Source organism: Streptomyces sp. NPDC087422 (assembly GCF_044744145.1).
Taxonomy (GTDB): Bacteria; Actinomycetota; Actinomycetes; order Streptomycetales; family Streptomycetaceae; genus Actinacidiphila.
Genome location: NZ_JBIUXT010000007.1, coordinates 269,381 through 283,967 on the forward strand (window position 1 = coordinate 269,381; position 14,587 = coordinate 283,967).

Sequence of the window (14,587 nt, forward strand, 5' to 3'; positions counted from 1 at the left end):
ACCGCGTACGGGCGGTCCACCCACCTTCACGGTGCGGTGGGCCGCCCGCCGCGCATCCGGCGTGACGGCCGCGCCGACACGGGGCGGCGACAACCGCGGTACGGCTACGGCCGCTTCGCGGCGGTGTCGCTGAAGGCGGCGGCGAAGGCCGCACGGGTGGGGGAGTCCGCGCGCCGGTCCAGGACCGCGAAGACGGCCTCGTCGAAGGCGCCCACGAAGCGGCCGTCGCCGGTCAGCAGCCGGGCGAAGGCGGCGGCCACCCGCGCCGGGTCGTTCATGAAGACCCCGCAGCCCCAGGCGCCCAGCACCAGTCGCCGGTAGCCGTGTACGGCGGCCACCTCCAGGACCCGCTCGGCGCGCGCGTCGAGGGCCGCTCCGACGAGGGGCACGCGGTCGGGCGTCGTGCGCGCGATGACCCCGGCGTTCGGCGCGGGCGAGGTGAGGAAGCCGACGGTGTACGGCACGTCGAGCAGCGTGCCGCTGTCGTCGCGGAAGACCGGCACGGCGGGGGAGTGGATGACGCGGTCGCTGTAGAAGACATCGGTCTCCGCCCGGTGGTGGGCGTAGAACTCGGGTGCGCGCAGCAGACAGGTGTAGAGCGCGGAGGAACGGCACAGCGCCTCCTCCTGCGCCTGCGCTCCCTTGACGTAACCGCCGCCGGGGTTGCGTGCGGAGGCGAAGTTGAGCACGGCCACCGCGCCGCCCGCGGCGTCTGCCGCGACCAGCCTGGCCGCCGCCTCCATGCTGCTCTCCGGCGTCACCTCGCAGCGCACGGGCCCGTCGCCCCACGCTCCCTCGCCGGGGACCGCGACCGGCGCGGGGCCGTACATCCGGGTCCCGTCGGCCGCCGCCGCGACGGCCTCGCCGAGCGGGACGTACCGTCCGGCCGGGGAGTCGTACCCGCCCTCCGCCGCGATCCGCTGATTCTCCGTGGCGATGTTCCGCAGACGAGCACTCATGCCCAGGACGGTAGGGCGTGTACGGGCTCCGGCGCGAGTGAATTCGGGCGGTCGCGGCGGCCGTCGGGCCGATCCCTACGGGCTGATCCCGGACTTCGTACGGCTTCGTCCGGCCTTCCGGCCGGCTTCTTGCGGGCGGCGGTAGACGCGATATATCGTGAGTCGCGTTCCGTTTCCCTGGGAGGTAGTGCCGTGTCCGAGCTGTCCCCGAAGGCGCGTTCCGGCGAGCCGAGGATGCGGGCGTCCGACGACGAGCGCGACCGTACGGCGGCGCTGCTGGCGGAGGCATTCGCCGCGGGCCGGCTGACCGCCGAGGAGCACGCCGAGCGGATGGAGGCGGCCTACGCCGCCAGGACCCGTGGCGACTTGGCGCCGCTCACCGCCGACCTGCCCGCCCCCGCGCCCGGCGCCCCGCTCGCCTCGGCCGCCGACAACGAGGCGGTGCGGGCGCTGTTCAGCAAGGTCCGCCGCTCGGGCCAGTGGCCGGTGCCGCCGCACACCGTCGTACGGGCCAGCTTCGGCGCCGTCGTGATCGACCTGCGGCAGGCGGTGTTCACCCGCCGCGAGGTGGTCATCCAGGCCGACTCCTTCTTCGGCAAGGTCGAGGTCATCGTCCCCGACCACGCGCAGGTCTACGACGTCGGCACGGCGCTGTTCGGCAAGCGCTCCCAGCACGGCCGCCGCAGCGACAAGAGCGGCGTGGACGGACCGGTCGTACGGATCACCGGACGCTCCGTCTTCGGCCACGTCCGGGTGATGCGCCGCTTCAAGTGGCCCTGGCGGGACGGCCGCTGACGCCGCGGCGCGGACCGGGCGTCACGCCCCGCGCCCGGCCAGCCAGCGGTCCTCGGCCGCGTAGTCGAACCAGTCGCCGTGCTCCGACAGCCGCGCGGGCAGCGGGAACACCTCGCGCCAGTCCGCCTTGTCCAGCTCCGCCGCCAGCCAGGCCACCGTCCCCGGCAGCGACTCCTCGTACGAGGTCACCGCGCGGTAGCCCAGTTCGCGCTCGGCCGCCGACATGTCCAGCACCATCGGGTACGGCATGCCCCACGGAGTGTCGCCCACGGTCGGCTCCGGCGGCGGCCCGTCCACCAGCACGGTCTCGCTGGTCACGCCGAGCGCGCGGTCCACGGCGGCGGAGATCTCCGCGACGGTCGGCACCCGCGGATCACCCGCGTTGAGCGCGCGGGAGCCCGGCTTCGCCGCCGCCAGCCGGACCAGCTCGGCGATGTTCGACGCGTGCACCGGATGGAACCGGCTCCTGCCCCCGTACGCCAGCACCCGCACCGGACGGCCGTCCAGCGCGCGCTTGACGAAGTACATCTCACGCGGCAGCGGACTGTGCGGGCCGTGGATCGCCCCGGCGCGCAGCAGCGTCGACGGCAGCCGGTCGCCCGCCTCCAGCAGCGTCCGCTCCAACTCGACCTTGCGGGTGCCGTACGTCGCGGGGCCCGGCGCGACCGTCGCGCAGGTCTCCGGGAGCGGCACCGGGAAGCGCGGGGAGCCGCCCGGCTCGGCCTGCGTGTCGAAATTGCGGCCCGCCTCGTCCTCGTACACCGCCGCGCTGGAGATCACCACCGCGGAACCGATCCGGTCGGACAGCGACAACAACTGCCGTGCGTCGGCGCCGTCGTAGGCCACACAGTCCAGCAGGACGTCGCAGCCGTCGCCGAGCGCCGCGGCCAGCGCGGCGCTGTCCGAGCGGTCCACCCGGACCGTACGCACGCTCGTCGGCCACCCCTCGTCCGAGCCGCCGCCGCGCGAGGCGGCCGTCACCTGCCAGCCGTCCGCGGCCAGGGCGCGTACGGCCTGCCGCCCGATCTGTCCAGAAGCGCCGATCACGAACGCGGTTCCCGTCATGGTGAGGACGCTATGCGGGCGGGCACCGCGCGGACCAGAGGGGTTCGCCCTGCGCGGATTCGCCCTCGGCGCAACCCCGGCAGCGCGAGGCGGAGCCCCGGCAGCGCGTGGCGGGGTTCCGGCAGCGCGAGAAGGAGCCCCGGCAGCGCGCGGCGCAATCCCGGCGGGGCGGGAACAGGCCCCGGATCAGGACGACTTGCGGCGCAGCCGCCCCCCGGTGCCGCCCTGCGCGAGCGCCGCCTGCTCGGCCTTCACCTCGCCCGCGTACCGGTCCACGTACTCCTGCCCGGACATCGCCATGATCGCGTACATGATCTCGTCGGTCACCGACCGCACCACGTACCGCTCTTCCTCCATGCCGAAGAAGCGGCTGAAGTCCAGCGGCTCGCCGAAGCGGATGGTGACCCGGCCGATCCGCGGGAACTTCCGTCCCGGCGGCTGGAGTTCGAAGGTGCCGAGCACCGCGCAGGGGATCACGGGGGCCTGGGCGCGCAGCGCCATCAGCGCGACGCCGGTCCTGCCGCGGTACAGCCGCCCGTCGTGCGAGCGGGTGCCCTCCGGGTAGATGCCCAGCAGCTCGTCACGCTCCAGGACCTCGATCGCCGCGGTGACGGCCGCCTGCGACGCCTTGCCGCCCGACCGGTCGACCGGGATCTGTCCGACGCTGCGGAAGAACGCCGCCGTCAGTCGCCCCTTCAGACCGGGACCGGTGAAGTACTCGGCCTTGGCCAGGAAGGTGATGCGGCGCGGCAGGATCGCGGGCATCACGAAATGGTCGGTGAACGACAGGTGATTGCCCGCGATGATCGCCCGGCCGCTCTCGGGGATGTTCTCCATCCCCTCGATCCGGGGCCGGAACATCAGCCGCAACAGCGGCCCGAGGACCACGTACTTGAGCAGTCGGTAGAACACGGTGGCTGCCTCCCCTGACCCGTCCCGGTGCGCCCGGAGAGCGGTGCCCCGATCCTCGGTGCCCCGGCAGAGTAGTGCCCGCGCCCCCGCCGCGCGAGCCCGGAGCACGCCCGCGACCCGCGCCTTTGCCCGGCCCGGGGCGTACGCACGGTTCTCCGGTCAGTGTCCGGCCGGCTCCGACTCCTCGCCCTGCCCGGCGTGTTGGGCCGCGCGCGGCATCAGGAAGGCCACCAGGAAGGCGGCGGCGAGCCCGCCCGCCGCCATCAGCAAGGTGGCCACGGCCGCCGCGCCCATGCCGTGTCCGGTCCGGGCGAAGAAGGCCGTGCCCAGGACGGCGACGCCGATCGAACCGCCGAGCTGCTGCACCGCGTTGAGCACCCCGGAGGCGGAGCCGGTCTCCTGGTCGGACACACCCGCCAGCGCGATGTCGAAGAACGGCGCCATCACCACACCGAGTCCCGCGCCGCTGACCAGCAGGGACGGTACGAGCTGCCAGCTCGTCACGGAGTCGCCCGCCAGGCGCACGGTCAGCGCCACCGCGCCCACGGACAGCGCGGTGAGCAGCAGTCCGCCCTGTACGGCACGGCGGCCGTAGCGCGGGCCGAGCCGCATGCCGGACAGCGTCGCGCCGACGGCGGAGCCGAACGCCCAGGGGATCATCGTCGCGCCCGCGTGCAGGGCGCTGAAGCCGAGCCCGTACTGGAGGTAGAGGGTGACCACCAGCATCAGGCCGGTCAGCGCGGCGAAGAAGACCAGGCCGACGGCGAGGGAGCCGGTGTAGCCGCGGTGCCGGAACAGCCCCGGCTCGATCAGCGGCGAGCCGCCGCGGGCCCGTACCGACTTCTGGTAGCGCGCGAAGAGGACGAGGACCGGTACGGACGCCGCCATGCAGAGGTGACTCCACAGCGGCCAGCCCAGGTCGCGGCCCTGCACCAGCGGATAGACCAGCAGCAGAACGGCGACGCTGAGGATGCCGACACCCGGCACGTCGAGCCGGGGCGGCCGTGGGGCGCGGCTCTCCGGCAGAACGCGCAGGGCGGCGGCGAAGGCGACGAGCGCGATCGGCACATTGATCAGGAAGATCGCCCGCCAGCCGGTGCCGAAGAGATCGGCGTCGGTCAGGAAACCGCCGAGCACCGGACCGGCGACCGCCGCCAGACCCATCACCGGACCGAACACGCCGAAGGCGGCGCCCATTTCGGCCGGCGGAAAGACCTCCCTGATCAGGCCGAGGCCCTGCGGCACCATCATCGCGGCGAACGCGCCCTGCGCCGCCCGCATGCCGATCAGCATGTCCGCGGAGCCCGAGCAGGCGCACAGCAGCGAGCAGACCGCGAAGCCCGCCACCCCGATCAGGAACATCCGGCGGCGGCCGACGATGTCACCGAGCCGCGCCCCGGTGATCATCAGGACGGCGAAGGCGAGGGTGTACGCGGCGGCGATCCACTGGATACGGGTGGAGCTGCCGCCGAAGTCCGCCTGGATCGAGGGCGAGGCCACGCCGACGATCGTGGCGTCCAGCAGGTCCATCACCTCCACGGCCAGGACCACGGCGAGGGCGAGCCAGCGCAGCCGCGCACCGCCGGCCGGGGCCGCGTCCGGCTCCGACGCGCGATCCGGGTCCTCGGTGAGGGTCGATGCGGTCACGGTGATTCCTCCGGGCGGTGGCGGGACGGCGTGCTGTGAACGAACACTGTTCTACTTACGAACACTGTTCGCGTCAAGTACGATGTTCGCAGCCGCTGTCCCTGGAGGTTCCACCGCCGTGACCGAGATCCCCGCCCCGCCCTGGGGACCGACCCGCAAGCGCGCGCCGCGCCGCGTCCTCAGCCAGGACGGGATCATCGCGGCGGCCCTGCGGATCGTCGACACCGAGGGCATCGACGCGATGAGCATGCGCCGGGTCGCCCAGGAGTTGGGCACGGGAGCGGCCTCCCTCTACGCGCACGTCGCCGGGCGGGACGAGCTGATCGCCCTGGTCCTCGACCGGGTCAGGGCCGAGATCCACTGCCCGGTCCCCGACCCCGAGCGGTGGCAGGAGCAGGTGAAGGACGTGATGCGGCAGGCCCGCGCGGCGCTGGCCGCGCACGGCGACCTGGCCCGGCTCTCGATCGAGATCGGCGTCCCCACCGGTGAGAACGCGATGCGCACGGCCGAGGGCGTGCTCGCCATCCTCGCCGCGGGGCGACTGCCCGTGCAGGTCTGCGCCTACGGGGTCGACGCGCTCGCGCTGTACGTCACCGCCGCCGCGGCCGAGGAGGCCGCCCTCGCCTTCAGCACCGGCGTCACGACGGCGGGCAAGGACGACTTCCTCGCCCAGGTCCGCGACTACTACAAGAGCCTGCCCAGCGGGCAGTTCCCCGTCATCACCGGCATGGTCGACGAGCTGATGCGGGACGTCGGCGACGAACGCTTCGAATTCGGCCTCGACCTGCTGGTCTCCGGCCTCGCCCGGCACGCGGCCCCGGCGGCGGGGGAGTAGGCCACCCGCGCAGATCCGGCCGCCCGCCCGCATCCGGCCGCCTGCCCAGATCCGGCCGCCTGCCCAGATCCGGCCGCCCGCCCAGATCCGGCCGCCCGCCCGTATCCGGCCGCCCGCCCGTATCCGTATCAGGCCGGTCGGCCGCCCGCCCGGCCCGGGACTCGCTCAGCCGGCCCGCTCGTTCGGCGCGCCCGCACACTCAGTGCGGCTCCCGGATCGCCGCCGCCCCCGCCGTGCACAGGCCCAGCACCACCCAGCCGAACCACAGCCAGCCGTTCGACCCCAGTGCCACGGTGTAGGCGACCACCGCGACCAGAAACGCCACCGTGGTCAACGCCATCGCTTTCACGGAACCCGGCATCGCACGCCTCCCTTCCGCAGGCGCGTGCGCGCACCCGCCGACGAGGCGGAAGCCGTATCGCGGCCCTTCCTTCATGGTGACCCCACGGGCACCCCGCGCGCCACCACGCCTCTCGGCCCGCCGCGCGCCAGGCCGTTCACCACTCCCCGTCGGTCACGCGGCCCGGATCGTCGCCCAGGTGCTCGACCTGCTCCGGCTTCGGCGGCGCCCACGGCTGCTCGTCGTCGCCCAGCCAGTCACCGACCGGCCTGACCCCGGTCAACGGCTCGGTGGCGGCCAGATCCTCGCCGTCCGCGTCGTAGTAGTCGAACCACGGCAGCCCCGCCGCGTTGTACGCCGCCCGGTCCACCGGGGACGCGGGCGCCGGTTCTCCGGTGATCTCCCGCCACTGCGGGGCCGTCGCCAGATGGACGAAGACCCGGCCGGACGGCTTCTTCCGCCAGTCCTGCGCGGGCCGCTCGTCGCGGTACACCTCCTGGCGCATCCGGCCGCCCGCGCCGAGCCCCATCGCGGGCGCCGACCTGGCCGCCATCGGTGCGGGCGGCGGCACGGGACCCGCGCCAGGGGCCATCGACGGGAGCGCGGGTCCGCCGTACCCCCCGGCCGCCTGAGCCGACACACCCCACGGCCCGTTCGTCGTCACCGTCCTGCGGCTCTGCTCGGCGCGCCAGCGCGCCAGCGGCTCCTCGCGCAGCTCGAACACCTGGAGCTGCACCCCGCCCCAGACCTCCTCGCCGGAGACCTGCCCCTCCACGGTCGCCCCGAGCCCCAGGGGCACGGCCACGAACTGCCGGATCGTGCCGGGGCCGGAGTTGATGCCGTCCAGCCACGGCTGCCGGGGCAGCACCACGTAATTCTGCGGGTCGCGCGACAGCCGGTCGCTCCACGGCCGGCCCGACACCGCGCACACCTTCCCGACACCGACCTGGAGGGCGGCGGGCGCGGCCGAGGAGAAGCTGAGCCACATCGCCTCGCGCTGATACACCGGCAGCAGCACCCCGCCGTGCGCGCGCCACCGCTCCGGAGTCCGCCCGGCGAAGTCGCCCACGCGGCGCAGCGGGAAGGAGCCCAGGCCGGGCGGCAGCGGGTGCGTGCCCTTCTCGGGCAGCCGCAGCGTCCGCATGAAGCGGACCGTCACCCCGCCGGGCAGCTCCAGCGCCGCCCCCGAGATCCGTACCTGTTCGCCCATCCCGGGCCCCCCTCCGTCAGCCGCGACCGCGCGCCTCCAACGATGCCAAATACGCGTTGTACGCGACGAGTTCCGCGTCACCGTCGCGGTCCGCGGCCCGGTCGCCGCGCCGTGCCTGCCGCTGCTCGGAGGTGTACCACTGGAAGAGCAGCGCCACCAGCACGACGACCGACGGGATCTCGCTGAACGCCCAGGCGATGCCGCCCGCCGCCGTCTGGTCGCCGAGCGCGTCGATGCCCAGCGAGGCGGGCGGGTGCTCGAAGGTGGTCAGCATCGGCTCGCTGGCCATCATGACCGCGATGCCGAAGAACGCGTGGAAGGGCATCCCCGCGAACAGCTCCAGCATCCGCATCACATAACCGGGCCGGTGCGGCCCCGGGTCGACGCCCATGATCGGCCAGAAGAACAGCAGACCCACCAGCAGGAAGTGCACCATCATCGCGATGTGCCCGGTCCTGGTGTGCATCAGCGTGTCGAAGATCGGCGAGAAGTACAGCCCGTACAGGCTCGCGATGAACAGCGGGAGCGTGAAGGCCGGGTGCGTGATGATCCGCAGATACCGGCTGTGCAGCAGCTTCACCAGCAGCTCGCGCGGTCCGGTGCGGCCGCGCTCGGCGGCGGGCAGCGCCCGCAGCGTCAGCGTCACCGGGGCGCCCAGCAGGATCAGGATCGGCGAGAGCATGCTCAGCACCATGTGCTGCACCATGTGCACGCTGAACATGACCATGCCGTAGTCGTTGAGCTTGGTGCACATCACCAGAGCGACCGTCAGCACCCCTGTGACGAACGCCACGGTACGGCCGGGCGACCACGAGTCGCCGCGCCGCCGCAGCCGCAGCACACCCCAGCCGTAGAGGACCAGCGCCACCAGGCAGCCGATGAGGAAGAACGGATCGCCGCCGCTGAACGACAGCCCCCGGCCGAGGGTGAACGGCGGCAAGTCCATGTGCATGCCGTGTCCGCCGTGGTCCATCCGTCACTCTCCTGTCGCGCCGGGCCGCGTGCTGCCGGTCCGGCCCGTGCTCCGATTCGACCCTTGTGCCCGCTCCAGAGTAGAACCGCCCCCGGACGCCGATTCGGCCGGGGGCGGGGAGCGCCGACGCACGTGGTCGGAGCACGTCATGAAGCGTCAGGACACGCCACTCACAGCACGCACTCGGCCTCGACGTACCGCTCGGCGGGCACCGTCTTCAGGTGCTCAACGGCCTCCCCGAGCGGGACCAGCGTGATGTCGGTGCCGCGCAGCGCCGTCATCATGCCGAACCGGCCCTTGTGGACGGCCTCCACGGCGTGCCAGCCGAAGCGGGTGGCGAGAACGCGGTCGTACGCGGTGGGCGTGCCGCCGCGCTGGACGTGCCCGAGGATGACCGGCCTGGCCTCCTTGCCCAGCCGCTCCTCCAGCTCGACCGAGAGCTGGTTGGCGACGCCGCTGAACCGCTCGTGGCCGTAGATGTCGGTCGCGCCCGACGTGAAGTCCATGGTGCCCTCGCGCGGCTTGGCGCCCTCGGAGACCACCACGATCGCGAACTTCTTGCCCGCCTCGAAGCGCTGGCCGACGACCCGTGCCAGCTCCGACACGTCGAACGGCCGCTCCGGCACCAGGATCGCGTGCGCGCCCGCCGCCATCCCGGAGTGCAGCGCGATCCACCCGGTGTGCCGCCCCATGACCTCCACGATCAGCACCCGCTGGTGCGACTCGGCGGTGGTCTTGAGCCGGTCCAGGGCCTCGGTGGCCACCATCACGGCGGTGTCGAAGCCGAAGGTCACGTCCGTGGACGCGATGTCGTTGTCGATGGTCTTGGGCACACCGACGATGGGCAGGCCCGCGTCCGACAGCAGCCGGGCCGCCTTGAGGGTGCCCTCACCGCCGATCGGGATGATCGCGTCCAGGCCCAGGTCGGCCACGTGGCCCCTGGCCTGTTCGACCCCGCCGCGCAGGTGGGCGGGCTGGACCCGCGAGGAGCCGAGGATCGTGCCGCCGCGCGCGAGGATGCCGCTCACGGCATCGAGGTCCAGCTTGCGGTAGTCGCACTCGAGCAGGCCCTTCCACCCGTCGTGGAAGCCGATGACCTCGTCACTGTGGTCCACCACGGCGCGGTGCACCACGGACCGGATGACGGCGTTCAGCCCGGGGCAGTCGCCGCCGCTGGTCAGCACACCAATACGCATTGCTCTCGTTACTCCCGCAACTCGACCGGACGGCCGGACCCCGTCGTCCGGATGGATCGCAGCCAGCTTACCGAGAGCGGCTGTCACGCCTCCACGGCGACCGAACTGCGGACACCTGACGATTACTCAAACTCCGGGGAACGCCTGCGCAGCGTGACGGACCCACCTCGGACCCGCGCCGACGCACGACGCCCGCGCCCTCCTGCGAGGACACGGGCGCGGTACGGGTCAGGCGGCTCGGAACGGTGTCACGCGGGCTGTACGGCCGCCGCGATCCGCTCGGCGCGCAGCGCCTCGAACCACTGGTCGTCGACCGGCGGCAGCGCGTTGACGTCCAGCGCGAGCTTGATCAGCAGGTCGGCGATCTGCGGATTGCGGGCCATCACCGGACCGTGCATGTACGTGCCGAAGACCGTGTCGTTGAAGGCGCCCTCGGTGCCGTCCCCCGTGCCGTTGCCCTTGCCCATCCGCAGCCGGGCCAGCGGCCTGGCCTGCGGGCCGACATGGGTGACGCCCTGGTGGTTCTCGAAGCCGGTCAGCGGCGGCAGATTGAGGTGGGGGTCGATGTCGGCCAGGACGTCGCCGACGCACCGCTCGCCCTCGCCGCGCACGCTCACCACGTCGAGCAGGCCGAGGCCCGGCTCGGGGCGGCCCAGGTCGTTGACGAACTCGTGGCCGAGGATCTGGTAGCCCGCGCAGACCGAGAAGACGATCGCGCCGTTGGCGACCGCGCGGTTCAGCCCGCCGTCGCGGCGCAGCCGCTCCGCGGCCAGCCGCTGCGGGCGGTCCTCGCCGCCGCCGATCAGATAGATGTCACCGGACGTCGGCACCGGCTGGTCGGAGCGGACGTCGACCCGGGTGACCGGCACCCGGCGCTGCTGGGCGCGGCGCTCCACGACCAGCGCGTTGCCCTGGTCGCCGTAGGTGCTCAGCAGGTCGGGGTAGACCCACACCAGGCGGAGGCTGGACTCACTCATGCGTGCTTCTCCTTGTCCGTCGTCAGCAACGTGACGCGATGTGACGCGACGTGGTCGCGGTCAGTTGCCGACCCGGCGGCGCAGGTCCTGGAAGGCGGTGTAGTTGGCGATGGCCTCGATCCGGCCGGGCGGCGCGGAGCGCACCGCCTCGTCGAGGTTGGCGCAGACCCGGAACTGGAGCCCGGCGACCTCCAGGCGGACCGCGAGGTCCAGCTTGCGGTCGCCGATCACCATGATCGGGTGTCCGGCCAGCCGGGTGTAGTCCACGTCCCACAGCCAGGAGGTGTCGGTGCCGTCGGCGCCGCGCGCGTTGACCGACAGGATCACCGGGGTGGGCGGGCCGTCGATCAGCGAGAAGGTCTCCAGCCAGCCGGCCGGGTTCTTCGCCAGCAGCAGCCGCAGTTCGCGCTGCTGGAAGCTCACCACGTCGTACCGGCCCGCGACCGCCTGCACCGCGTACATCCGCTCCAGCGCGACCTTGGGGTCGATGCCGAAGGCCGCGGCGGCGGCGGCCGAGACCGCCGCGTTCGACTTGTTGGCGCGGCCCGGGAGCTGGAGGTGGATCGGCCAGGCGGAGCCGTGCGGGTCGATCACGTGGTCGCCGGACAGCGCCCAGGTCGGGGTGGGGCGGCGGAAGCCGCACTCGGCGCAGAACCAGTCCTCCGACGGGCGTTGCAGGACGCCGCCGCAGGACGGGCACGACCAGGCGTCGTCCTTCCACTCCTGGCCCGCCGCGACCCACACCACGGTCGGGCTGGAGGAGGCGGCCCAGGTGATCAGCGGGTCGTCGGCGTTGGCGATGATGATCGCCTCGACGCCTGCCAGGCCCTCGCGCCACTTCTCGGCCAGCATGCGGGTCTCGGCCGCGCGGTCGAGCTGGTCGCGGGAGAGGTTGAGCAGCGCGATGGCCTTGGGGGCGACGTCGCGGGCGACGCCCGCCAGGTACTTCTCGTCGACCTCGATCACGCCGAAGCGCGCCTCGGAGCCGCCCGCCAGCGCGGAGGTGATCCCCGCGGGCATGTTCGCGCCGAGCGCGTTGGAGACGACGGGGCCGCCCGCGCGCAGCGCCTCGGCCAGCAGCCGGGTGGTGGTGGTCTTGCCGTTGGTCGCCGACACCAGGATCACGTCGAGGTGCCGGGCGAGCCTGGCCAGCAGGTCGGGGTCGAATCTCAGCGCCACCTTGCCGCCGATCACCGAGCCGCTGCCACGGCCTGCCGCACGCGACACGCCCGCCGCCACCTTGCCCGCCGTCACGGCCAGTTTCGCCCGCGGCGACAGCGGCTCCGAGTTGCCTGCCATCGTCTCTCTTCCTCCTCGACTGCGACCGGCCCCGCTGCCCCGTGGCGGCTGGTTGTACGCCTCCGAGCGCCACTTGGGCGGCCGACAAGGTTCGGTCCCGGCTCAGCCTATCGACTCCGGGCCCCCGGACCGCACCGCGCCGCCCCGGTCGGACCGTGCGCCGAACTCCACGCGCACCGGGGGCATCCGCGCCACCGGCGCTGTCTGTGGGGACGGGTGCGGCCCGCTCGCGGTTCCTGATCCGCCGACCGCGTCACAGCCCCGGGCTGCCCGCCCGGTCGCCGGCCGCCGCGAGGCGGCCCCACAGCAGGTCGGCCAGGTGCCTGACCAGCAGGTCGCGGGAGAACGGCCGCTCGCCGAGCCACCAGTCGCCCGCCGCGTACATCATGCCGACGATGCCGTGTCCCCAGGCGCGGGCGAGCTGCTCCGAGTCGGGGCCGAGGTCGAGGCGTTCGGCGATCACCTCGGCCAGGTCCTCGCCCATGCGGCGCAGCAGCGGTACGGAGTGCCGTCCGGCGTCCAGTCCCTTGTCGCCGTCGGCGGGCGCCTCGGCCGGGTGCATCAGGAAGCGGTAGACCTGCGGGTGGGCCTCGATGGCGGACAGATACGCGTGCAAGGTGGCCTCGACGCGGTCCCTGCGGTCGCCGGGGGAGTCCAGCGCGGCCCGCAGGGTGGCCAGCAGCGCGTCGGTGTGCCGCTTGGCCAGCGCCCGGTACAGGCCGCTCTTGTCGCCGAAGTGCCGGTAGAGGATCGGCTTGGTGATGCCCGCCTCGGCGGCGATGGCGTTCATGGACGCCTCGGGCCCGTCCCGCAGGACGACGCGGTCGGCCGCTTCGAGCAGCTCCGCCCGGCGCCGCTCCGTGGCCGTCCGCTGGTCCTGCCGCTGGCCGGTGTCCACCCGCGCCTCCCCAATTGTTCGATTGCTGGTGGTCAGCGCAACGTAACACCCCGCCAGCCGCCCCCCGCGCGCGGCGGAATGAGTTGACATGGCCTACCGGTCGGTAACAGACTGCTGTTACCGCTAGTAACTGGCACGTGGAGGGGAAGATGGGCGACTTCACGCTCGAACTCAATGACGACCAGCAGTCCGTGCGCGACTGGATCCACGGCTTCGCCGCCGACGTGATGCGCCCGGCCGCCGCCGAATGGGACGAGCGCGAGGAGACCCCGTGGCCCATCATCCAGGAGGCCGCCAAGATCGGACTGTACTCGCTGGACTTCTACGCCCAGCAGTTCTTCGACCCCACGGGCCTGGGCATCCCGCTCACCATGGAAGAGCTGTTCTGGGGTGACGCGGGCATCGCCCTGTCCATCGTCGGCACCGGACTCGCCGCCGTCGGCGTCCTCGCCAACGGCACCGAGGAGCAGATCGGCACCTGGGTCCCGCAGATGTACGGCGACGCCGACGACGTCAAGCTCGCCGCCTTCTGCTCCTCCGAGCCCGACGCGGGCTCCGACGTCTCCGCGATGCGCACCCGCGCCGTCTACGACGAGGCCACCGGCGAGTGGGTGCTCAACGGCACCAAGACCTGGGCCACCAACGGCGGTATAGCCAACGTCCACGTCGTCGTCGCCGTGGTCGACCCGGAGCTGGGCACCAAGGGCCACGCCTCCTTCATCGTGCCCCCCGGCACCCCCGGCCTGTCCCAGGGGCAGAAGTTCAAGAAGCACGGCATCCGCGCCTCGCACACCGCCGAGGTCGTCCTGGAGGACGTACGGATTCCCGGCGACTGCCTGCTCGGCGGCAAGGACAAGCTCGACGAGCGGCTGGCACGGGCCCGCGAGCGGGCCAAGTCGGCCCATGGCGGCGAGCGGGTGAAGAACGCGGCGATGGCCACCTTCGAGGCCTCCCGCCCGGCGGTCGGCGCCATGGCCGTCGGCACGGCGCGCGCCGCGTACGAATACGCCCTCGAATACGCCACCGGCCGCGAGCAGTTCGGCCGCCCGATCATCGACAACCAGGGCGTCGCCTTCCAGCTCGCCGACATGCGCACCCAGATCGACGCCGCCCGCCTCCTGGTCTGGCGCGCCTCCTGGATGGCGACGGCGGGCAAGCCCTTCACCTCCGCCGAGGGCTCGATGTCCAAGCTCTTCGCCAGCGAGACCGCCAAGAAGGTCACCGCCCAGGCCATCCAGATCCTCGGCGGCAACGGCTACACCCGCGAGTACCCGGTGGAGCGCATGCACCGCGACAGCGCGATCTACACGATCTTCGAGGGCACCAGCGAGATCCAGCGTCTGGTCATCGCCCGCACGCTGTCCGGGATGCCGCTGCGCTGAGGCGGCGCGACGGCACAGGGCTCAGGGGCGGACGCCGGGGGTGTCCGCCCCTGACGCATGTCCCGGCGGCCACCCCCTCGTTGGGCAGGGTGTACATCA

The 14,587-nt window shown here is 73.0% G+C and carries 14 protein-coding genes; 3 read left to right on the top strand and 11 right to left on the bottom strand.

Annotation, left to right across the window (positions count from 1 at the left end; genetic code table 11):
• Nucleotides 1-104: 104 nt before the first annotated feature.
• On the bottom strand, nucleotides 105-959 hold the full coding sequence (locus tag ACIO6U_RS23745; RefSeq protein WP_401721950.1) for a TIGR02452 family protein: 855 nt from the start codon (nucleotides 957-959) through the stop codon (nucleotides 105-107).
• A 192-nt stretch (nucleotides 960-1,151) separates the two neighbouring features.
• Between ACIO6U_RS23745 and ACIO6U_RS23750 the strand changes: the two genes are divergently transcribed.
• Nucleotides 1,152-1,754, top strand: coding sequence for a DUF1707 domain-containing protein (locus tag ACIO6U_RS23750; RefSeq protein WP_401721952.1), 603 nt, complete (start codon nucleotides 1,152-1,154; stop codon nucleotides 1,752-1,754).
• Between the two features lie 21 nt (nucleotides 1,755-1,775).
• Here the strand turns inward: ACIO6U_RS23750 and ACIO6U_RS23755 are convergent, their stop codons facing one another.
• The 3 genes from ACIO6U_RS23755 to ACIO6U_RS23765 all read right to left on the bottom strand — a co-directional run bounded on the left by ACIO6U_RS23755 (nucleotide 1,776) and on the right by ACIO6U_RS23765 (nucleotide 5,378).
• Nucleotides 1,776-2,819, bottom strand: a complete 1,044-nt coding sequence (locus ACIO6U_RS23755) for an NAD-dependent epimerase/dehydratase family protein (protein WP_401721955.1) — start codon at nucleotides 2,817-2,819, stop codon at nucleotides 1,776-1,778.
• 186 nt (nucleotides 2,820-3,005) lie between these two features.
• Nucleotides 3,006-3,731: a lysophospholipid acyltransferase family protein gene (locus ACIO6U_RS23760; RefSeq protein WP_355341148.1), complete on the bottom strand. Its 726-nt coding sequence runs from the start codon at nucleotides 3,729-3,731 to the stop codon at nucleotides 3,006-3,008.
• Between the two features lie 159 nt (nucleotides 3,732-3,890).
• Nucleotides 3,891-5,378, bottom strand: a complete 1,488-nt coding sequence (locus ACIO6U_RS23765) for an MFS transporter (protein WP_401721959.1) — start codon at nucleotides 5,376-5,378, stop codon at nucleotides 3,891-3,893.
• Between the two features lie 118 nt (nucleotides 5,379-5,496).
• Between ACIO6U_RS23765 and ACIO6U_RS23770 the strand changes: the two genes are divergently transcribed.
• Nucleotides 5,497-6,213: a TetR/AcrR family transcriptional regulator gene (locus ACIO6U_RS23770; RefSeq protein WP_401721962.1), complete on the top strand. Its 717-nt coding sequence runs from the start codon at nucleotides 5,497-5,499 to the stop codon at nucleotides 6,211-6,213.
• A gap of 199 nt (nucleotides 6,214-6,412) precedes the next feature.
• Here ACIO6U_RS23770 and ACIO6U_RS23775 read toward each other — a convergent pair whose 3' ends face one another.
• The 7 genes from ACIO6U_RS23775 to ACIO6U_RS23805 form a co-directional block, all read right to left on the bottom strand.
• Nucleotides 6,413-6,574, bottom strand: a complete 162-nt coding sequence (locus ACIO6U_RS23775) for a hypothetical protein (RefSeq protein ID WP_355341139.1) — start codon at nucleotides 6,572-6,574, stop codon at nucleotides 6,413-6,415.
• A gap of 136 nt (nucleotides 6,575-6,710) precedes the next feature.
• Nucleotides 6,711-7,763 carry a hypothetical protein gene (locus tag ACIO6U_RS23780; RefSeq protein WP_391161969.1) on the bottom strand — a complete coding sequence of 351 codons (1,053 nt, stop codon included), beginning with the start codon at nucleotides 7,761-7,763 and terminating at the stop codon, nucleotides 6,711-6,713.
• Nucleotides 7,764-7,779: 16 nt separating this feature from the next.
• Nucleotides 7,780-8,736, bottom strand: a complete 957-nt coding sequence (locus ACIO6U_RS23785) for a cytochrome c oxidase assembly protein (RefSeq protein WP_391045115.1) — start codon at nucleotides 8,734-8,736, stop codon at nucleotides 7,780-7,782.
• Nucleotides 8,737-8,906: 170 nt separating this feature from the next.
• The gene (locus tag ACIO6U_RS23790) at nucleotides 8,907-9,932 is read right to left on the bottom strand and encodes a 6-phosphofructokinase (protein ID WP_188282470.1); all 1,026 of its coding nucleotides are present in this window, start codon (nucleotides 9,930-9,932) and stop codon (nucleotides 8,907-8,909) included.
• Nucleotides 9,933-10,180: 248 nt separating this feature from the next.
• Nucleotides 10,181-10,909, bottom strand: coding sequence for a type 1 glutamine amidotransferase (locus ACIO6U_RS23795; protein ID WP_188282469.1), 729 nt, complete (start codon nucleotides 10,907-10,909; stop codon nucleotides 10,181-10,183).
• A 60-nt stretch (nucleotides 10,910-10,969) separates the two neighbouring features.
• Nucleotides 10,970-12,208: a MurT ligase domain-containing protein gene (locus ACIO6U_RS23800; protein WP_355341129.1), complete on the bottom strand. Its 1,239-nt coding sequence runs from the start codon at nucleotides 12,206-12,208 to the stop codon at nucleotides 10,970-10,972.
• 253 nt (nucleotides 12,209-12,461) lie between these two features.
• Nucleotides 12,462-13,106, bottom strand: coding sequence for a TetR family transcriptional regulator (locus ACIO6U_RS23805; RefSeq protein ID WP_188282467.1), 645 nt, complete (start codon nucleotides 13,104-13,106; stop codon nucleotides 12,462-12,464).
• A 149-nt stretch (nucleotides 13,107-13,255) separates the two neighbouring features.
• Between ACIO6U_RS23805 and ACIO6U_RS23810 the strand changes: the two genes are divergently transcribed.
• Nucleotides 13,256-14,488, top strand: a complete 1,233-nt coding sequence (locus tag ACIO6U_RS23810; RefSeq protein WP_355341126.1) for an acyl-CoA dehydrogenase family protein — start codon at nucleotides 13,256-13,258, stop codon at nucleotides 14,486-14,488.
• Nucleotides 14,489-14,587: the final 99 nt, after the last annotated feature.